Genomic DNA, 19,311 nt, shown 5'->3' on the forward strand with positions numbered 1-19,311 from the left:
TTAAGCGGCGAGAGAAAATTAAGGCGAGCGACTTCACTTGCGTTGATTTACAAGCTATATCGTTACAGCTGCGCTCATTCCCTGACCTAACATCGTATCCTTTATGGCCTATTAGACCGTTTTTCATCATCTATTTCAACTTTCTTAATGCTCAGTTCAATCATACTCGTGAAACTTCACTTCGATATCTGTAGCTGATCCCGCCATGTTATGCAGCTCGCTAGTAAAATTATGCGGTCTCAAGATAACCCAAAACATTTAGGTTAAAGGGAGCCTGCTTAACACCTGTCACATAGTTCAGTGCTTACTTTTGCGGTCTAAATGTAGCTACTCAACATTGCTGTAATAGCGCGTAACTTAGTGTAATTACTACCTTGAAAAATTAACTATAAAATTACATTTAATTTCTGACTGTATGAGAGTGCTAGCCAGAACTTGTAGCTACTTAATAGCGTTATCTAGATAATTTTCAAAGGAAACTTTATGAAAAAGCGTAATATAATCCCATGTTTCGCAGCTGCCTTATTGATTTCGGCGTGCTCGAGTTCAACAAATAACAGCGATGATAAACCAAAAGACGAAGATGTTAGCGCTAAGGTCAGTCTTTTTTTCGGTGGCAATATTATCACTGTTGCTAGCAAAAAACCCTTCTCTTTAGGAGCAGATGAAAATCCCGCGGTGTTGGTCGAAAATGGTGTGATTACATTCGTCGGTTCAGTCGACGACGCAAAGGAGAAGCTAGCAACAATTAGAAACCATGCTCCAAAAACCAAGATATCTTACTTCAATTTAAATGGCAGAACCTTAATGCCAGGATTCATAGAACCTCATGCCCATTTACAATCAACGGCGCAAATGAGTGGAGTAAAAAATTTAATGCCTTGTCTGCCAGACAAATATCAAGAAAAGCTCTCTAAAGATTACGGCTGGATTTACTATCCGAATAAGAAGGCTTCAAGTGCGAAAGATGGACAGGGGCACTGCTTTATATACCTAGATGAAGCAATAGCAAAAGTAACAACAAGTCCGCCATTTGTAATTGACCATGTTAATAAAGTTGGATGGTACATTGGAAATGGGCTTGATCCGTCACGAATGGTCCAAGAAGAGTATGCCAAGAGGCCTTTCGATCAGCGTATAAACGAAAATCGAGAATTTTTTGCATACCCAATGAAAGCTATTGACGAAATTGACAACCAAAAATTAAAAACGGCACAAAGTAACAAAGCTATATTTATGACTGACCAATCAGGGCATTTAGCGTACGCCAATATGTCTGCATTTGAGCAAGTGGGCTTGTGCAATACAGTGGTCAAAAAAGCACAGATAGACATGATTTCTCAAGCAAAAGTCGATGAGTTTGAAAAAGAGAACCCTGACTTTAAACTCCCCGTCGAGGATTACACATTGACTTGTGAAGGTACAGAACAAGACGTAAAAACCAGTCAGTTTATCGTGAAAACCTTATGCTTCAGCGATGGCGACTTAGATATAGTGAATAATGCTAAGTACAAAGAGATTGACTCGAAAAAGTGGCAGTACTCTGGCCTCATCAAAGAACCAAGTGCGTATATGCTGTTTATTAATTCCATTTTAAGAGCAAAAGGCACTAGTAGCAAAGACATTTCAGCACTCGTACACCATGCACCAAATACGTCCCCTGCAACCAGCTGCCCGCTAGATACAGCGCAACCGGAGCTAGCTAAATATGATAAAGATGAAAATGAAGAGGTTTTGATGAAAATGAAGTACTTGCTCAATACTTCATCGCAACAGGGGGTAACCATGTTAGTAGACGGTGGTTCAACAACAGAAATGAAAGACGATTTCATCAATCTAGTTCTCATGGAGCAACTGCAACCGGCCGCAAGAGTTCGCTCTGTGTACGATTGGCGCAACTATCAAGACGAGGCAACAGCCGCTCGCGCTCAATGTGTGTATGATCCTAAAAACCCCAGTGAATGTGATTATATTCCTTTTGAAAGTAAAGCTTTTAACGGTATGTACTCAGCGCAAGGCATTAAGCTACTCTCAGATGGCTCTACCCAAGGCTGTAGCGCAAATTTAAGTACTGATTACTCTGAAGCAGGACTTTGTGACACGTTTGGCAAGGGTCATGTTGATTATACCAAAAACGAAATTGTCCAAAATCTCTCTAGATTTTTACCCACCTGTGACAGCAGCGTACATCAGCCTTGGTACTTTAATCTTCACGCAAATGGTGATCAAGCTATATCAGATTCACTTAATGCGCTAACTCAAATGGCAGGTGATGCAAAACGTCACACCTCAACATGTAAAGAGAAACAGGTCGCTCAGACGTTTACTGATCTAGCTCACACAATTATTCATTCCACAGTGAATGATATAGATGAAAGTACGAAAGAAAATAAAACAATTTATAAATACCTCAAAGCTCGCGAAACGTTTCCGAATTTGACACCCAGTCATTTAATCGCCCATGTGGCCTACTGGGGAGCATCAATGAGGAATGAATTAGGAGATCTACAAGGCAATAGAATCGACCCTATGGAAGAAGAGCTCGCCGCAGGGATCCCCTTCTCGTTACATAGCGATTTGAGTATCAGTCCGTTATTCCCACTATGGTTTATTGAACAAGCCATGACTCGCCACACTTGGGAGTATCCATTCTTAGCATCCAGAGGAAAGTATTTAGGTACAAATAAAGACGGAAAAAGTAACTTATCAATACAAGATGCGATAAAGGCCGTCACTATTGTTCCTGCAATGCAACATAACCTCTCCCATAAGCTAGGTTCAATTGAAGTTGGCAAAATAGCTGACTTGATAGTTTTAGATAAAAACTTAATGGATTTTCAAACCACGCCTGAGAGCATCCACTCCATCAATGTGGAATGTGCATTTATAAATGGTGACGAGGTGACATGGGTCGATCTCGAAGATTTAGGCAAAGCTAAAAACCTTACAGACTACACGCCTAAAACCTTAGCTTCTAAATGTCGCAATAGCAGCACATTGAATTAAAAAGGGCTTTACGCTGCCATTCAGTAATCAATAAGGTCAGCCTCACTGACCCTATTCAAAGATTGATATCTGTAAATTTCAAACAAAAAAAGCGCCAACTGGCGCTTCCTTATAGGATCCTAAATTAGAACGGCATTTTGAAGCCTGGGGGCATTTGCATGCCGCCGGTGACTTCTGACATGCGCTTTTGCGTTTCTTCACCTACGCGACGAACTGCATCGTTTACCGCAGCGGCTAGTAGGTCTTCGATCATGTCTTTGTCATCTTCCATTAGGCTTTCGTCGATTTCTACGCGACGTACGTTGTGGCTACCAAGCATAGTTACTTTAACTAAACCTGCGCCTGCTTCACCTGTTACTTCTAGGCTCTTGATCTCTTCTTGGGCTTTTTCCATGCGCTCTTGCATTTGCTGCGCCTGCTTCATGATGTTGCCCATTCCGCCTTTAAACATATTCTGCTCTCTTATACTTCAATTTGGTTTACTGTGATAAAAGATAAGGGCTAACGCCCTTAATTACAATGCCTGAACGCTATTTTCGTCAAGCATTGCGTCAAATTCTTGGACAAATGCGCTGACGAGTGGATCGTCTCGCATCGCCGCTTTAGCTTGGACAAGCCTATGCTCATCTAATTGCTGCTGTACCAAAAACGGCGTGTTATTTACCGTGTCAATATAGTTAATCTCAAGCGCGATTGGCTGCTCGAGTAATGCGCTTAGGCTTTCTGTTAGTTTCTCTCTCAGCACTGCGGAGTCTAAGTGCTGTTGACTCGCATCTACTTGCAATTGTACCTGCGCGCCTTGCTGTGTTATCACGCTGTGTAATGCATACTGGCGAATTCGACCACCTAATTGCATCTTTTCAATCATGTTTGCCCAATCGTCGCTTTGGTGAGCAAACTTAATGTCACTGATTGGACTAACAAAGTTTTCCGGTGCAGGGATCTCCACTTGAATACTTTGTTCGTTATCATCTTGTTTTACCGGCGATAACTGCTCTAGCAATTCTGGCGCTAAATTTTCCGTAATAGGTTTATGGCGCTCTTGAAACGCTTCTTTCTTTTGCTTTTTTGGTGCTAAGCGAGGTGCAGCGGGCTGTGCGCGTTGCGGCTCAGGCTGATACTCAGGTGTGGTTACCGTCGTGGCTGGCGCTTGCTCTATTGGCATTGGCGCACTAGGCGCCTCAGACTTTTTTACCTCACCATTGACTCCCACCAATCGACCAGCTCCAGAGATATTTCGATTTTTTAAAATTCGTGCTATTGCTGACTGGGCTTGGTTTTGCTGCTCGGTAACACTTGCTGTAGCAGCAGGTTCTGAAGCGCTTTGATTTTGCACCTCAGGTCGAGACCAATCCTCTTGGTTTTGTGATGCCATTTGCGCGTATGCAGCATCATCAACTGGCGCACTTTCATGATGATGTGCAGGAACTTGTTCTTGGAACCCCTGCTCTACCGCCTGCGACATAATGCTGTCGTATTGATTGGCCATCTCCGCCTCAGATGGCACAGAGGCGACTGGTGCTTGGCTTTGCGCAGCAGGCGTTGGCGACACCGGCTCATACTGTGTTGTTTGTTGCGTGGTTGATGTCGTTTCTTCTGGTGCATATGTAGGTGTTGCTGTCGGCTGTACCTGAGGTGATGCCGCTACCGTAGCGTTATCTTCCGTTGGCTTTTTTAACAGCGCTCGTAAATCCCCTACTTTGCTTTGCTTTTCAGCAGTCTCTTGGCTCACAGGAGCGGAAGGCACTACGCTATGGCTTTCTTTTTCGAACGCCATTAAGCGCAGCATGACCATCTCAAACCCAAGTTTAGGCTCAGGTGCCCACTTCAGGTCTTTTTTGCCATTTAACAGCAGTTGATACAACAACTGGCCTTGTTGCGGTGCTAACTGCTCGGCAAATAGCTTAATGTCGTTGTTATCAAAATTTGATAATCGCGCAGCACTAGGCACGAGTTGAGTGAGCTGAATAACATGCAATAACGCAATTAAATCGTCCAGCACACTAACAAAATTACCATTTTGTAGTGCTATTTTTTCAATCGCATTGAGTAAGGCTTCACCGTCGTGGCATAAAATTGCAGACAGCAAAATGACCGCATGAGCACTATCCATCAGTCCCAGCATAGATTGCACTGCAGGCACCGTTAAATTGCCATTTGTTTGTGCAATAGCCTGATCAGTCAAACTTAGTGCGTCACGCATACTGCCATCAGCGGCTTTCGCTAACGTTTGTAGCGCTACCGGTTCAAAGACAACTTGCTCTAACGGGAGGATTTTTTCTAGCTGTTCAACTATTTGTCCTTGTGTCATTGCGTTCAGATTGAACTGCAAACAACGAGACAGAATAGTCACAGGCAACTTTTGTGGATCGGTTGTGGCGAGCAAAAATTTTACATGCTCTGGCGGCTCTTCTAAGGTTTTCAAAAGCGCATTAAAACTGTGCTTCGACAGCATATGCACTTCATCGATGAGATAAACCTTGTAGCGACCACGAGTTGGTGCATATTGTACGTTGTCTAAGATTTCTCGCGTGTCTTCAACTTTTGTACGAGAAGCCGCATCAATTTCGATTAAATCGATAAACTTACCAGTTTCAATCTCAGTACAGGCACTACACTGACCACAAGGCGTTGAAGTAACGCCTTGTTCGCAGTTAAGGCTTTTAGCAAAGATCCTAGCAATGGTTGTTTTGCCCACACCACGTGTTCCGGTGAATAAATAGGCATGGTGTAAACGCTTTTCATTGAGTGCGTTGACCAGAGCTTGTTTAACATGCTCCTGCCCCATTAATTCATGGAAGTTTTGCGGACGCCATTTTCGCGCCAGAACCTGATAGCTCATGCTTATTCGCCTTCGAACTCTACAAGTGAAAGGATTTTGATCCCAAGATCGTTGATTTTCTTTTCACCACCAAGCTCAGGCAATGAAATAACAAACGCCGCATCAGTGGCTTCACCGCCTAAGCGCTTAACCAGTTTTGCTGTTGCTTCAATAGTACCACCTGTTGCAAGTAAATCATCAACAAGTAGCACTTTATCACCTGCTTCAATCGCATCTGAGTGTAATTCAAGCGTATCTTCACCATATTCAAGCTGGTAAGACTGGCTGATCACCTCACGCGGTAATTTACCCGGCTTTCTTACTGGAATAAAAGGAATACCTAACTCATACGCCAATGGTGCACCGAAGATAAAACCACGCGATTCAGTACCGATGATTTTAGTAAAGCCGCCATCTTTATAAGCCGCAACGAACGCATCAATTGTTGCCTTAAACGCAGCTGGATTTGCTAGAAGTGAAGTCACGTCACGGAACATAATCCCAGGTTTTGGGTAATTAGGAACCGTCGCGATACTATTTTTGATCAATGACATATTCTCTGTCGTCATAATTGCTTTGCTTTAAGTTTATTACAAAAGAGTGAGATTATAACAATTTTCTATCCGGTTGAAACCGACTGAGTGACTTTGTGTGTCAGGATGGAGGAAAAGCGAACAATTTAGCGAGTATTTTATACCAATTAGCTTAATTAAGTGATCTATTTTGAGGCGAGAAAATCTTGTCGATAACAAGGCGAAAGTTTTGCGATTTAGTTGTTCTAAATGAGAAATTTTTAACGCAGTTAGCGTCAGATTTGCTCCTTCAAATTGAGCAAGTATTAAGACTAATTGGTATATATCTGTATACAATCGAAAAAGGCTGCATATAGCAGCCTCTAGGTAAATACGTTCAGCTTGACTTATGCAAGCGCTGTTGCCCAGCCTAGAATCGCGTTTAAACAGCCAATTCCAGCGAATACAGCAACAAATGCAAGGAAATACTTTGCATTGAACGGATCTTTAAAGTCACCTTTAGACATAGATACTACCTTTAATTTTACAACTCGCGCAAACTGCCTAGCAGCAGAAAGCATTGACTAGCGCCCTAGTCCGAGTTTAAGCACGACAAAAACAGGCCGTATAATAGTCGATGTTGCCAATAGCTTAAAGGTTTTTTGTTTTGATAATGCCAAGATCCGCGAATTCAGCTAGTGTATGCTGTGCCCCTTGCTGCATCTGCTCAATAGTAAACTGAGGCACTTGCTGCGCGATAACATCCACAATGTCAGTGAGTTGCATACCATCATTGGCTTCAATCACCGACAACATTAAGGCCGTCATCGGGTTTAGTGCGACAAACTGAACATCGTCCTCTTCGTCTCTATACAATGCAAAGCTAAACGTTTGCCCTACTGTTTTAGTTGGCCTAAAGGTTTCACTGATCTGATGAACCGGATATTGATAATGTGCAACTCTGGCTGTACTTGCCAAGCTAATTTCAGCATCTGCAGGCGCTTGTACCTCAATTGAAAGCTCATGCTCTGCCTCAACGGTCGTTGCCACATCTAGCTCTAGCCATTCATAATGAGCAAGCTCTAACAAGAATTCAGGATCAACTTCAGTGGGCTCGTATTCTGTTTGTAAAAACTGCAAGAACTCTTTGCTAATCTCTAAAAAGTATGGCGAATGACAATCGTGCTTAGCAAAAAATAGCCTAATTAACGTCAACCAATCTTCATTGGTATACAAGCTTTTAAGTACAGGAAACGCACTGCTCACGAAGCCTTCGACATTATTAAAAAACAGCTCTTGATAGATTCTTAAGCGCCGAGCTTCTATGCCTTCGGGTGCTGGGTGGTTGTCTGGATCTCTGATATGCGCCATAAACTGCTGCTGAGTTTCTACAAAAGACATAGCTATACCTGCTCCAAGCGCTTGGCGTATTTGGCCTGTATTGCTGAAATTTGCCCCGCTTCTGCCAGTAATTCTGCCATAGGAGGAATATTAAAATCACGCTCTAGCAAAGTCGGAAATACCCCATGTAGCTCATAGGCTTTTTCTAACAAGTCCCATACTGGTGAAGATACCTCAGTGCCGTGGGTATCAACGAGTAAGTCTTCGGCTTCCACATAATGGCCTGCGATATGGCCGTATACAATACGCTCGGTTGGCATAGCCGCTAAGAATTGTTCAGCATCGTAGCCATGGTTAATAGCGTTGACATAGATGTTGTTAACATCGAGTAGCAAATCGCAATCGGCTTCGGCTAATACCCCAAGGGTAAATTCCAACTCCGACATTTCTTGTCCAGGAGCGGCATAGTAAGAGACATTTTCTACTGCAATCCGGCGTTCTAGATGTTCTTGGACTGCTCGGATCCGCTTAGCGGTATGATAGATTGCTTCTTCAGTAAAAGGGATTGGCATCAGATCGTACATATGCCCCTCTCCCGAACAATAACTCAGATGCTCACTATAGGTAGCGATATTATGCTGGTTAAAAAATGTTTTGAGTTGGGATAAAAATTCGCGATCAAGCGGTGCAGGTGAACCTAGCGATAACGATAAGCCATGACAGATAAAGGTATGTTGTTGCGTCAATGCTTGAAATTGCTTTGCAAGCTTACCGCCAAATTTTAGCCAGTTTTCTGGTGCAACCTCATAAAAGTCTACTTGCTTTGGCGGCGCATTGAGCACGTCATCAACCATTTCACGGCGTAAACCAAGTCCTAAGTTGCCTAACTGCACTGCCATATTTCTCTCACTTTAGACATTATTTTGAACTAATCAGAAGCTGGCATCACAGAGGCTTTACTGTATGCATGGCTTCACTTTGGGATTACCCAATAGCGCCGCTTACCTTAACATAACTAGCTGCGCTATTGGGTCGAACAAAATGGTATTCCTATTTAGTGGTTACCACCGCATTTGCCTTCGCCGCATTTACCTTCTTTTTTGCCTTTGGCATCGCCACCACATTTACCTTCGCCGCACTTACCTTCTTTTTTGCCTTTGGCGTCACCACCACATTTGCCTTCGCCGCACTTACCTTCTTTTTTGCCTTTGGCGTCGCCACCACATTTGCCTTCGCCGCACTTACCTTCTTTTTTGCCTTTGGCGTCCCCACCACATTTGCCTTCGCCGCCCTTACCTTCTTTTTTGCCTTTGGCGTCCCCACCACATTTGCCTTCGCCGCCCTTACCTTCTTTTTTGCCTTTGGCGTCCCCACCACATTTGCCTTCGCCGCCCTTACCTTCTTTTTTGCCTTTGGCGTCCCCACCACATTTGCCTTCGCCGCCCGCCGCATTTTCCTTCACCAGCGTCTAGTTGATAACCAGCGGTCATTGTTTCAAAACTAAATGGATTCGCATTTGCGTCTGTCGCGGTTAACCCCGCGGTACCCGCAACAACAGCGCTTAAAGTAAGGGCAATAGAGTTCTTTTTAACGGTATTCATAATGTTTGCTCTCTCAGAAATAGTAGATTCAATTAGTAGACCCAAACGTCTAAATATTTATTTCGCTAAACGTTTAAAAATTTTAGTTGCATTCGCTAAGTTGTGGTTTATATCCAGTTATAGTTCATCTGTTGTCTTTTTGCTATTTGTGGATAACTAGGGGCTGTTGATGACTTGCAGCAAACAATTAGCTAAAATGTCGCGCTTTTCGATGAGTCATCAGTGACTCATTTTATTTTTGTTGTATCTAAAGGTTAACACATGAAGCTTGTTCTGGCGCCGATGGAAGGTGTAGTTGATTTTAAAATGCGCGAATTGCTCACAGATCTCGGCGGCTTTGATCTTTGTGTGACTGAATTTATTCGCGTTGTTGATCTCACTTTTCCACGCAGAGTATTCACTAGATACTGTCCTGAACTATTAAACGGTGGCTATACACGAGCCGGAACACCAGTACGAGTACAGCTTCTAGGTCAGGTTCCCCATGCGCTTGCAGCGAATGCACGAAAGGCCGTAAAGCTTGGCTCTCATGGTGTCGATTTGAACTTTGGTTGTCCTGCGAAAACCGTGAATAAAAGCCGCGGCGGCGCGGTTTTACTGAAAGAGCCTGAGCAAATCTATCAAATCATTAAAGCAGTTAGAGATGCGGTACCAGAAGAACATCAAGTAAGCGCCAAAATACGCCTTGGCTTTGACGATGATGCCAATAGCACTGAAATTGTCGATGCGGTCCAGCAAGGTGGTGCGTCTAGTTTGGCGATACATGCCCGTACCAAACGAGATGGCTACAAACCGCCTGCGTACTGGGAAAAGATCCCACCTTTATTATCAAGGTTAACCATTCCTGTCGTTGCTAACGGTGAAATTTGGCAAGTGGAAGATGCACTACTCTGCCAAACACGCAGCCAATGCCAAGACTTGATGCTTGGTCGCGGTGCACTAGCCACCCCCGATTTGGCAGCAAAAATCAAAGCGCATGTTAACAGAACTCATTACACTCCTCTCACATGGGAAAACGTGGTCTACCATATCCTACACTCTTCCATGCATCAGGATGAAAATATGAGTGAAAAGTACTTTTCAGCTAGAACAAAACAGTGGTTAAGTTATTTGAAACGTCAGTATAGCGGCGCACATGTTCTTTTTGATGAAATCAAAACGCTCAAAAGCAAAGATGACGTCATGAAGGTGTTGCAGAAATACGCAATGTCTCCAGACCTTGATTCAAATCATAACAGTGAAGTTTGACTGAAATGATAATGGGGCGTCGGATAGGAGAGCGCCCATGAATGAAAACACACATAACTACGAGCAAAGCTTACAAGCTGAACTCGCTACACTTAGAAGCGACTTTTTAGGAGAGCTAAAAGCTTCACCCAATGAGTTTACTCATAACCTTGCCAATACCTTAGAGCTCAACCCACCCAATAAATGGCTTGATATTGTAATGGAAAAAATAAATCCCGAGCAGTTTCCGCTCTATGATAGGTTGATGAAAGTCGAAGCGGCATTATGCCAAATGGAGATCGGTCAGTTTGGCTATTGCTGTGATTGCGAACAGACAATAGAGCTTGAGTTGCTAGAACAAGATCCAGCAACTCAGCGCTGTCGCAATTGTAAGACTAAGGCTTTAAAAAATGGGGATATGCAGCAAAAATAGTCGCCGGAAAATAGACTATATTAGCAATCAATTGTTGTGCTTGTTGTTCATTCAGCGCTAGTTTTGAGTTGAGCGCAACAAATGCTTGCTTTTGTGACCACCCTTGATAATGAATTCCTAAATCTACTGCCATTAAAGTCACGATTAGCGCTTTATGCTGCTCTATTGCCTTTGTACACTTTGCTACTGTAGAAGGCACATTAATAAATCCATCACGCCAGTTGAGTCCACTAATTCTTTGGCAATTAGCTGGCAATAACTCTAGTATATAAGGCTGTTGAGTATTAGGCTTTGTATTGAGCACAATTGATTTACTATTTTTCTCATCAATTTTTGATAACATTGCCAAAACTTTATTAGGCGACTCTTGAATAGCTCCGTAAAAATTTAGTTTTGATTGGTACCACTCTTTCCCATTAGGTAACTGATGCAGCCCAAGCATCGCCCTAGATTTATAATCATTTAAATAAGTCAGTAGCGTTGAACGTGATGGTGCGTCAATATTTGAATCTTCAAGTTGCTTTATTATGGCGTCCCGCTCAAACCGATTTAGGCGAATATTACTTTCATCGGCCTCTTTTAGTTTTGTTATTACAAAATTAAGCCACAGATCAAGTTCCTCAGCACTCACTCTACCTTCTACGTTTTTGAGTACAGGGATATGACTAGGCCAAGGTAAGTAACGCTCTGGATATCGCTCTTGAATTCTTAAGTAATCAAGCTCCTTATGCGCCATAACATCTGGTTCATTCAAACTACTTGATAATAAGGCGTGCCGTAACTGTAAATAGCCCTCTGTGAACGGTAAAACAGTAATATCATCCGTAGATGAATGACTTAAACTACTGTTAAGAGAAATTAAAGAAGTTCTGAGTTCCTGATAATTTACGACTGGCTTGTGCTCACTACAAGCGGATAGGAATATAAATGCGACCAAAGTAAGGCTGAACAATAAATGCTTTTTCATAATTTCACATTAAAACTTGAAATCAAAAAAGCCCCTTTCGGGGCTTTTTAATTAGAGGCTAACACCCCTACGTTGTGCTTTTTCTTTGATAAAGCTCGACCAGCTAATTGCAAATCTTCGAGTGCTAGGATCTTCCTTCGCCTTCAAAATTGCTGCATAAGCTTGTTTGAACTTATCTTGATAGTAGTAAGCTTCCGCAAGATCAGCATATGTACTGCCTTTCTTTTTGGTACCAAGCTCTAACGCTTTATTTAGTCTAACTACTGCTGCACTGTACTGCAGATTTTGCAGTAAAAGGCCACCTGCTCTTCCATAAAGTTCTGCGTCATCGTCAAATTTAGCAGCTTCTTCATAGTATTTAGCAGCATCACTGATGTGTTTAGCTTGGTGGTAATAACTTGCAAGCGCTGTCACGTTTTGCTTTGTACGTTCGATTTTGCCATCTTTCATAGCTTTTTCGAACGTTTGAGCTGCACGCCAAGGATCTTCTGTCAAAGAGTATAAGCTTCCAAGAATCTTATAGTCATTCTCTTTTTCAAAGTAACCTTTGCTATACGCCACCTTCATTACAGTCATACCTTTACTGTAATCTTCGGTTTGCAAATAAAAGCCACCTAGTTGCGTCCAAGCTTTCGGGTCTTCAGGGAAAACGCGTACTAACTCTTCACCAACCTCTACAGCCTTTTTGAATTGCTTCAATTCAAAGTAAGCTGCGACTTTCATCAGATAATATTGTTTATTTGGCTCTTCTACACCTGCGATAGCTTTATCAGCTGGAGCAATAACATTAGTATATTGCTTTAACTCATAATAAGCTTGCGCGATACGACCGTGTACTTTAGGGTCATTTTCACCCGTAAAGTCCATCCACGCTTCATAGGCTTTGATACCTTCTGAGTACTTTTCAGTACCTAGCAGAAGGTCACCAAGCAACTTCATTAGATCGCCTTGATCTTTAAAGTTAAGCGCATCAGGAGCAATAGCTAAACGCGTATACTTAATCGCTTCGCCGTAGTTTTCCTTTTGAGCATAAAGCTGACCTAGGTAACGGTTAACCGTTGCTTTATCGAAATCATCTGAAGGGTCAAGCTCGCGAAGCATTGCAATCGCTTCATCGACTTTTTCTTCGTTATATAATTCGAACGCTTTGGCAACCTTTTTACCTACTCGCTCACCCATAATCTTAGTTTTTGCCGCTTTACGCTTCTCTATTTCTTCATAGTTAGGCGCAGCAGAAACTGACTCTGAGTAAATGCCACCAGTCAATGCAATTAGAAGAGCAAGAGCTGTAAATTTGGGTAAACTTTTCATGCCTGCCTCCTTAATTACCTTGGTTTAGTGTGAAATCAAGCTGGACTGTAATGCCAGGTTGCTTCTGTGGTTTACCATCAACAACTTTAGGACGATATTTCCACTTTCGAAGTGCACGCTTCGCTTCACGGTCAAAGAGACGCTTTGGTTCAGCATCGATAATTTCAACATCTTCGACTCCACCTAGCTCATTGATTGTGAAAGATAAACGTACCCAACCTTCTTTGCCATCACGAGCGGCTTGAGGTGGATATTTTGGCTCAATTCGAACGATAGGTGTTGCATCACCATCACGGCCAAACTCGCCAGGTCCAGATAAACCACCTGCAGTACCACCTAGGTCAATGCTAGGCATGTTAAAGCCGATGTTACCCGCAGAAGGATCAGCCGTGTCTGGCTGAGGCGGCTGCGGTTTTGGCGGCTGCTTAGGTGGTGGCGGCGGCGGAGGCGGGACACGCTTCCGCTGCTGCACCTTTGATTCAGGCGGATTCGACATAATCTCGACTACGATTTGTTCCTTTTGTACATCTGCCCTATCTGCTCCTCCGGAGATAAGATATGACATGAAAAAGAACAAGCCGAGAGTTACTGCCCCACCTGCTAGAAGTGAAAACAGAAGTCGAATCATTACTGATCTCCAGCTATTGAAATCTTCAAGTTGTCGCCAGTCGCTTTAATTTGGTCCATAACTTGAACTACTACGCCGTGCTTCGCGCCTTTATCGGCTTGAATAATAATCACGTCAGTAGGTTGTTCTGCCATCAGACTTTCAAGGTTTGCACTTACACGCTCAACATCAACTTGACGCTTGTCCATCCAAATCTCACCGTTTTCACGGATTGCGATAAAGATGTTCGCATTCTTAGTCTTTTGTGCTTGTGCCGCTTTTGGCTTGTTAACCTCAATACCAGCTTCTTTAACAAAAGAAGTGGTTACGATGAAGAAGATAAGCATAATGAATACGATGTCTAGCATCGGCGTCATATCTACTGCTGCATCTTCCTCTTCACGAAAACGTTGTTTACGTGCCATAGTTCAATCTCTCTCTAGTGATGAGGCAAGCTATCAACTAGCTTCTCTTTAGCCATTTTTGCACGTGCTTCTAGACGCGTGCTAAAGAAAACACCTGATAGTGCCGCAACCATTCCAGCCATTGTTGGTACCGTAGCCATTGATATGCCTGAAGCCATTAATCGTGCATTACCCGTACCTTGAGTAGCCATCGTTTCAAATACTGTGATCATACCTGTCACTGTACCTAAAAGACCGATTAATGGACACATCGCAACCAATGTTTTGATAATCAACATGCGCTCATCTAATTTTTCAGACGCTTCAGAAATCCAAGCATCGCGGATTCTGTGTGCGTACCAAGACGTAGTATCTTGGCGGGCGTCCCACTTAGCAACGATATCCTTGTGTAGCTTAGGAAACTCGCCTAGTAGGAACCAATAGCGCTCAATCATTAAAACCCACATTAGAAAGAGTGCTATCGCGACCACGTATAATACATCGCCGCCTGTAGCAACAAAATCCCTGATAGATTCCCATATCTCCATCAGGACTAACATTAGGCTTTCTCCTTCTCCGCGTGAGTAGCAACAATACCTGCGCTTTGCTCATCTAGGATGTGTAGAACCGCTTTGCTACGACCGTGTACAACAGCGTGAAGTAGAATTAGAGGTAGAGCTGCAATAAGACCTAGTGCTGTAGTTACTAGCGCTAGAGAGATGTTACCTGCCATGATTTTCGGATCACCAGTACCGTAAAGTGTGATTGATTCGAATGTCATGATCATACCAACAACCGTACCTAGTAGACCTAGTAGTGGCGCAATAGCCGCTAGGATCTTGATGATGTTTACACCCATCTCAATACGCGGAGTTTCACGTAGGATAGCTTCATCAAGCTTAAGCTCTAGGTTTTCAACGTCTTGATCTTTGTTATCATGATAAACTTTCAAGATACGACCAAGTGGGTTGTTTGTGTTAGGGTTATTCGCGTTTTTGATTTGCGCTTTGATTTTACCGCTAACAATGAATAGGTCTAGCATACGAACGATTGCAATCAACGCACCTAAAATAAGTAGTGCTGTAATGATGTAACCAACCGTATCACCTTGGTGCCAGCGCTCTTCCATCGTTGCACGTTGAGTATTAAGTTGTAGTAATGAACCACGAGTCGGGTCAACTGCAAACATAACGAACTGATTAGCAGGTGCACCGATTAGACGCTCAACACCACCTAGCTCACCACTTGGTTGCTTACCAAGAGGAACAATTTGCTTGTTCTCAGCATCGTAAATAACGTAGCCATCTTTAGTTACAAGGTTGAAGTTACCAACACGTGTTACTTCTTTAACGTTTACGTCACCATTTAGCTCAGCAACTTCAGCTTCAAACTTAGTTACTTTCGCAGACTCAGTCATTTCAGTTTGGAATGCAATCCAAAGATCTTCAAGTTCACGAGTAGTTGGCAGCTCTTTCGCTTCAGCTAGTGAACGAAGAACTTCTGCACGTCCAGGTTTTTCAGCACTTACTAGTGAAGCTTCAATTGAACCGATAGCGTCAGCAGCTGAACGACGTACAACACCAAACATTTCACCAAGTGTACCTTTGGCATTTTCTAGCTCAACTTCTTTCTCAGCAAGCGTCACTTCGTTCTGTTTGAATTGTTCATTTAAACGCTCACCGCGTGCTTTCTCAGCAGCTAGTTCACGCTTCGCTTTGTTCAACAATGCTTGTTTGTCAGCACGGTCGTTTAAAAACTCTTGCTCACGCTGCTTGTTGATTTTACCTTCAGAGATACGGTTTTGTTTAACCTGCTCTAGGATTTTGTCTAAGGCTTCAGTGTTTGCGTGTGCATTTAGCGCGGCACCAGCAGAAACTGTTAACGCTGCAGCAACAGCAAAACCTTTGAATAGTTTCTTCATCATTAATTACTCCGCGCCAAAGATAGGTAGGTTTACAAGTTCAGGAGCCGCTTGCTTACGTGCAATACGGATCATGCTCTTAACTGGCTTCAGATATTCTTCGCCAAGTTGATCCCACTGCTTTGAGTCATTGTTCCAAACCCAAGCGTGTTTTTGGTCGAACGACTGGGCTACATATGCAATACGGCCAAGACGTGCGAAGTCAACATTGATGTTTTTGCCATTTTGCTCAAGAGAACCTTGGCTCGCAACCATTGTTGTGCTGTAGTCAGTTTCAATAGTGTAAGCTTCAAGAACTTGACGGAACTTCTCAGAAGTCGTTACAGACGAGTTAGTCATGATGCTGCGAAGTTTCTCAACGCGCTCTAGACGTGTTTCTTGATTAAACGGAACGTCCGCTTTGATGAATTGCTCAAGCGTATCGATCATGCGATACATCAAAGGCACAACGTCCTGTTTTGTCTTGTCAATAGTACCAATTTGACGCTCAAGAGACTCAATACCTGCATTTTGATCTGCTACAAGACGTGCAACGTGATCGTTATACACTTTAAGCAGTTCTGCTTCTTCAACCAGACCACGGTATTCCGCAATCATTTCTTGAGACTGACCGTAAAGGTTATCAATCTTTTCTTGAGACTTTTTAGCAGCCGTTTGAGTTTGTTGACCTACTTTTTGTATGTCATTCAAAGGATCTGCAATCACATTGCTGCTTGCAAAAGCTGTCGCGCCTAAAAGCGCCGTAGCTACAAGGCTCTTTCTGATTTTAACAGACATAGTTCCCAACCAATTAAGTAATGTTACTTTTATAATTTTCGCGCTCTCACCAACGTGAGAGCAACCCTGATATCATTTGACAGATATCAACTGTCCAATAATGCTAAATGCAACACGATGTGTCAACTTCACTGTGAAAACATTTTTTGTCAATAAATAAGTAATAATTATATACAAAACAAAAAATTAACATCAAAAACACAGCAAAAGATACACATCCTTTGTAAAACCAACCTTTTGCATACGCTGTTTACAATATTTTACATCAGATTTATTCCAATAAATTGAATAGATATTCCAAATAGAAATCATGAATAACCTATAAAAACAGCAGCATAAGCTAGATTTCTCATTGCACAGAACGCAAATTATTTCATCTTCTGCGAACTAACGCAAAATTTGTTTATCTGTCCCAAATCGCTTGATCTATTTTTTCCTGCAGAATTTGAACGAATTCAGCGACGTGTAGACCATCCATTAAGGCATGGTGGACTTCAATACAAAATGGCATCGTACCATCTGCTTTATTGTATTTTCCGAACACAAATTTTGGGATGCCGAAGTCATCTCGACTGTGTCTCGCATGACCAAAACTGGAAAAAGATAACCATGGAAGTATAGATACATGAACACAATTTGGCACCTGACTTTCCATTAAAAATTGCTCATTGACTAGCGGTCCATTTAGTTGCTCAGTTTTGCTATGAATATTGGCGCTAATAAAGCGGTTGAAATCACTTTCAGGTGCGAGCCTTACAAATCTAAAGGTTTCATCCCCTCGCAGAAAAACACTGCTAATTTCTACAGCATCATATTCAACCACCTCTCCTGCCTCTATACGGTAACGAATAGGGGTATAGCTTTGTAATGCCAGTTGTAGTGCGTATAGGCAACTAAGAGAAAACGGAACGGCACTACGTTTACTCATTTCGTAAACTCTTTCCATTTGTAAGCTGACGGTAACGGTGAAATAAGGTTGGGCAAAATCATTGAAGAACGAAAAGTGTTCTTGGCGAGGCCAAGTATCAAGAGGTATTTTCTTTTTCATACAAAAAAAGGGGCGTGTGCCCCTCTCTGGTAATTAAACGGCGCTGTTATTATAGACCGTTTTCAATAATCTCTTGAGCTAATTTATCAGCAATTATATGTGTTGAAACTTTCTCATCTTCAGAACGCTTAAAGATTTCGGTTAGCGTGTCGTAGATACCTTCTACGTGTTTAGTCGCTGCAGCCTCATCATAACCCTCAGGTTTTGTTTCATAGTAAACATTGATGATCCCACCAGCATTAATCACATAGTCTGGTGCATATAAAATGCCTTTTTCACGAATGATCTCACCATGACGCGACTCTGCAAGCTGGTTGTTTGCACACCCTGCAATGATCGTGGCTTTGATACGTGGAATAGTGTCGTCATTTACCGTAGCACCTAGTGCACACGGCGCATACACATCAACATCTAAATCATAGATTTCGTCGATACCAACAGCAGTCGCATTGAAATCATTAACCACTCGTTGTACTGACTCTTCGTTAATATCTGTAACAAATAGCTCAGCACCCGCTTCATGGAGGTGCTTACATAGAGTGTAAGCAACTGCGCCCAAGCCCTGTACGGCAACTTTGATACCAGCCAAATCTTGGTGACCATACTTGTGTTGGTAAGCTGCTTTTATTCCAAGGAATGTGCCTAATGCTGTAAATGGAGAGGGGTTACCGCTTTTACCTTCGAGGCCCATTACGTAGTTAGTTTCTTTATGCATTACCATTACATCACCGGTTGTGATGTTTACATCTTCAGCTGAGTAGTAACTGCCACCTAGGCGGTCTAGGTGTTTACCAAATGCTCTGAATAGCGCTTCTGACTTGATAGTCTTAGCATCGCCAATAATGACAGATTTGCCACCACCAAATGGTAAACGTGCAACCGCATTCTTATATGTCATCCCTTTAGACAGACGCAGTACATCATATACTGCATCTTCATCAGAGGCATAATTCCATAGGCGACAACCGCCTACCGCTGGACCTAGTTTAGTGTTATGTACCGCGATAATCGCTTTTAGGCCTGATGCTTCGTCTGAACAAAATACGACTTGCTCATGGTTATCAAATTCAACTTGGTTAAATACAGCCACTTTCTTCTTCTCCAAAAATTATCTATCCCATACGGGTAAGCTCTTAAGTGTGACTTTGCGTTCAATACCACACTAAGGGCAAATAGCGCTGAAATTGGCAAGACTCTATCACTAACTCTAGCACCATTCCACAAATTGAGATGATATAAACCCAATTCAAAGCAAATACAAATATTTAATTCAAAATAAAAACAAATACAGGAAAAGCAAACCAAAAATAAAAACATTAAAGGAATTTTAATTTA

At 42.5% G+C, this 19,311-nt stretch carries 18 protein-coding genes; 3 read left to right on the plus strand and 15 right to left on the minus strand.

What is annotated here, in order from left to right:
* The first annotated feature begins 483 nt into the window (after nucleotides 1–483).
* Nucleotides 484–3,006, plus strand: coding sequence for an amidohydrolase family protein (locus A587_RS0113330; RefSeq protein ID WP_017218001.1), 2,523 nt, complete (start codon nucleotides 484–486; stop codon nucleotides 3,004–3,006).
* 124 nt (nucleotides 3,007–3,130) lie between these two features.
* Here A587_RS0113330 and A587_RS0113335 read toward each other — a convergent pair whose 3' ends face one another.
* The 6 genes from A587_RS0113335 to A587_RS25280 form a co-directional block, all read right to left on the minus strand.
* Nucleotides 3,131–3,457, minus strand: a complete 327-nt coding sequence (locus A587_RS0113335; RefSeq protein WP_010368987.1) for a YbaB/EbfC family nucleoid-associated protein — start codon at nucleotides 3,455–3,457, stop codon at nucleotides 3,131–3,133.
* Between the two features lie 63 nt (nucleotides 3,458–3,520).
* Nucleotides 3,521–5,848, minus strand: coding sequence for a DNA polymerase III subunit gamma/tau (dnaX, locus tag A587_RS0113340; protein ID WP_017218002.1), 2,328 nt, complete (start codon nucleotides 5,846–5,848; stop codon nucleotides 3,521–3,523).
* A 2-nt stretch (nucleotides 5,849–5,850) separates the two neighbouring features.
* The gene (gene apt, locus A587_RS0113345) at nucleotides 5,851–6,396 is read right to left on the minus strand and encodes an adenine phosphoribosyltransferase (protein WP_010368992.1); all 546 of its coding nucleotides are present in this window, start codon (nucleotides 6,394–6,396) and stop codon (nucleotides 5,851–5,853) included.
* Nucleotides 6,397–6,990: 594 nt separating this feature from the next.
* Nucleotides 6,991–7,740 (minus strand): HvfC family RiPP maturation protein, encoded by a 750-nt coding sequence (locus A587_RS0113355; RefSeq protein WP_017218004.1) that lies wholly within the window; start codon nucleotides 7,738–7,740, stop codon nucleotides 6,991–6,993.
* A gap of 2 nt (nucleotides 7,741–7,742) precedes the next feature.
* Nucleotides 7,743–8,579: an HvfB family MNIO-type RiPP peptide maturase gene (locus tag A587_RS0113360; RefSeq protein WP_017218005.1), complete on the minus strand. Its 837-nt coding sequence runs from the start codon at nucleotides 8,577–8,579 to the stop codon at nucleotides 7,743–7,745.
* Between the two features lie 155 nt (nucleotides 8,580–8,734).
* Nucleotides 8,735–9,142: an HvfA family oxazolone/thioamide-modified RiPP metallophore gene (locus A587_RS25280; protein ID WP_017218006.1), complete on the minus strand. Its 408-nt coding sequence runs from the start codon at nucleotides 9,140–9,142 to the stop codon at nucleotides 8,735–8,737.
* Between the two features lie 400 nt (nucleotides 9,143–9,542).
* On the opposite strand from A587_RS25280, the gene A587_RS0113370 reads away from it, so the two are divergent.
* Together A587_RS0113370 and A587_RS0113375 are read left to right on the plus strand one after the other, a co-directional pair.
* A complete protein-coding gene (locus A587_RS0113370; protein WP_017218007.1) occupies nucleotides 9,543–10,529 on the plus strand; it encodes a tRNA-dihydrouridine synthase in 987 nt (328 codons plus the stop codon).
* 37 nt (nucleotides 10,530–10,566) lie between these two features.
* Entirely contained in the window at nucleotides 10,567–10,941 is a 375-nt protein-coding gene (locus A587_RS0113375) for a TraR/DksA family transcriptional regulator (protein WP_017218008.1), read from the plus strand.
* Here the strand turns inward: A587_RS0113375 and A587_RS0113380 are convergent.
* From A587_RS0113380 to A587_RS0113420, 9 genes are all read right to left on the minus strand, one after another.
* Nucleotides 10,904–11,908, minus strand: a complete 1,005-nt coding sequence (locus A587_RS0113380; protein WP_017218009.1) for a hypothetical protein — start codon at nucleotides 11,906–11,908, stop codon at nucleotides 10,904–10,906. The two genes, A587_RS0113375 and A587_RS0113380, sit on opposite strands and share 38 nt — an antisense overlap.
* Before the next feature lie 51 nt (nucleotides 11,909–11,959).
* Nucleotides 11,960–13,219, minus strand: coding sequence for a hypothetical protein (locus A587_RS0113385; RefSeq protein WP_017218010.1), 1,260 nt, complete (start codon nucleotides 13,217–13,219; stop codon nucleotides 11,960–11,962).
* A gap of 10 nt (nucleotides 13,220–13,229) precedes the next feature.
* Nucleotides 13,230–13,847, minus strand: a complete 618-nt coding sequence (locus A587_RS0113390; RefSeq protein WP_017218011.1) for an energy transducer TonB — start codon at nucleotides 13,845–13,847, stop codon at nucleotides 13,230–13,232.
* Nucleotides 13,847–14,251, minus strand: coding sequence for an ExbD/TolR family protein (locus A587_RS0113395; protein ID WP_010369015.1), 405 nt, complete (start codon nucleotides 14,249–14,251; stop codon nucleotides 13,847–13,849). The genes A587_RS0113390 and A587_RS0113395 overlap by 1 nt, the downstream gene beginning before the upstream one ends.
* Nucleotides 14,252–14,265: 14 nt before the next feature.
* Entirely contained in the window at nucleotides 14,266–14,790 is a 525-nt protein-coding gene (locus A587_RS0113400) for a MotA/TolQ/ExbB proton channel family protein (RefSeq protein WP_017218012.1), read from the minus strand.
* Nucleotides 14,790–16,151: a MotA/TolQ/ExbB proton channel family protein gene (locus tag A587_RS0113405; protein ID WP_026000992.1), complete on the minus strand. Its 1,362-nt coding sequence runs from the start codon at nucleotides 16,149–16,151 to the stop codon at nucleotides 14,790–14,792. Before A587_RS0113405 ends, A587_RS0113400 begins: the two co-directional genes overlap by 1 nt.
* 6 nt (nucleotides 16,152–16,157) lie before the next feature.
* Nucleotides 16,158–16,928 (minus strand): DUF3450 domain-containing protein, encoded by a 771-nt coding sequence (locus tag A587_RS0113410; protein ID WP_010369019.1) that lies wholly within the window; start codon nucleotides 16,926–16,928, stop codon nucleotides 16,158–16,160.
* A 403-nt stretch (nucleotides 16,929–17,331) separates the two neighbouring features.
* Nucleotides 17,332–17,976, minus strand: a complete 645-nt coding sequence (locus tag A587_RS0113415; RefSeq protein WP_017218013.1) for a CatA-like O-acetyltransferase — start codon at nucleotides 17,974–17,976, stop codon at nucleotides 17,332–17,334.
* A gap of 49 nt (nucleotides 17,977–18,025) precedes the next feature.
* On the minus strand, nucleotides 18,026–19,066 hold the full coding sequence (locus tag A587_RS0113420) for a Leu/Phe/Val dehydrogenase (protein ID WP_010369022.1): 1,041 nt from the start codon (nucleotides 19,064–19,066) through the stop codon (nucleotides 18,026–18,028).
* Between the last annotated feature and the right edge of the window lie 245 nt (nucleotides 19,067–19,311).

It is taken from the genome of Pseudoalteromonas sp. NJ631, assembly GCF_000276645.1.
Lineage (GTDB): Bacteria > Pseudomonadota > Gammaproteobacteria > Enterobacterales > Alteromonadaceae > Pseudoalteromonas > Pseudoalteromonas piscicida.

Excerpts from the sequence above, each read along its gene's own strand:
- A587_RS0113390 (WP_017218011.1), bottom strand. The coding sequence starts at position 13,847 with ATGATTCGACTTCTGTTTTCACTTCTAGCAGGTGGGGCAGTAACTCTC.
- A587_RS0113335 (WP_010368987.1), bottom strand. The coding sequence starts at position 3,457 with ATGTTTAAAGGCGGAATGGGCAACATCATGAAGCAGGCGCAGCAAATG.
- A587_RS0113375 (WP_017218008.1), top strand. The coding sequence starts at position 10,567 with ATGAATGAAAACACACATAACTACGAGCAAAGCTTACAAGCTGAACTC.
- A587_RS0113405 (WP_026000992.1), bottom strand. The coding sequence starts at position 16,151 with ATGAAGAAACTATTCAAAGGTTTTGCTGTTGCTGCAGCGTTAACAGTT.
- A587_RS0113380 (WP_017218009.1), bottom strand. The coding sequence starts at position 11,908 with ATGAAAAAGCATTTATTGTTCAGCCTTACTTTGGTCGCATTTATATTC.
- dnaX (WP_017218002.1), bottom strand. The coding sequence starts at position 5,848 with ATGAGCTATCAGGTTCTGGCGCGAAAATGGCGTCCGCAAAACTTCCAT.
- apt (WP_010368992.1), bottom strand. The coding sequence starts at position 6,396 with ATGACGACAGAGAATATGTCATTGATCAAAAATAGTATCGCGACGGTT.
- A587_RS0113415 (WP_017218013.1), bottom strand. The coding sequence starts at position 17,976 with ATGAAAAAGAAAATACCTCTTGATACTTGGCCTCGCCAAGAACACTTT.
- A587_RS0113330 (WP_017218001.1), top strand. The coding sequence starts at position 484 with ATGAAAAAGCGTAATATAATCCCATGTTTCGCAGCTGCCTTATTGATT.
- A587_RS0113410 (WP_010369019.1), bottom strand. The coding sequence starts at position 16,928 with ATGTCTGTTAAAATCAGAAAGAGCCTTGTAGCTACGGCGCTTTTAGGC.
- A587_RS0113360 (WP_017218005.1), bottom strand. The coding sequence starts at position 8,579 with ATGGCAGTGCAGTTAGGCAACTTAGGACTTGGTTTACGCCGTGAAATG.
- A587_RS0113400 (WP_017218012.1), bottom strand. The coding sequence starts at position 14,790 with ATGTTAGTCCTGATGGAGATATGGGAATCTATCAGGGATTTTGTTGCT.
- A587_RS0113395 (WP_010369015.1), bottom strand. The coding sequence starts at position 14,251 with ATGGCACGTAAACAACGTTTTCGTGAAGAGGAAGATGCAGCAGTAGAT.
- A587_RS0113355 (WP_017218004.1), bottom strand. The coding sequence starts at position 7,740 with ATGTCTTTTGTAGAAACTCAGCAGCAGTTTATGGCGCATATCAGAGAT.
- A587_RS0113385 (WP_017218010.1), bottom strand. The coding sequence starts at position 13,219 with ATGAAAAGTTTACCCAAATTTACAGCTCTTGCTCTTCTAATTGCATTG.
- A587_RS0113370 (WP_017218007.1), top strand. The coding sequence starts at position 9,543 with ATGAAGCTTGTTCTGGCGCCGATGGAAGGTGTAGTTGATTTTAAAATG.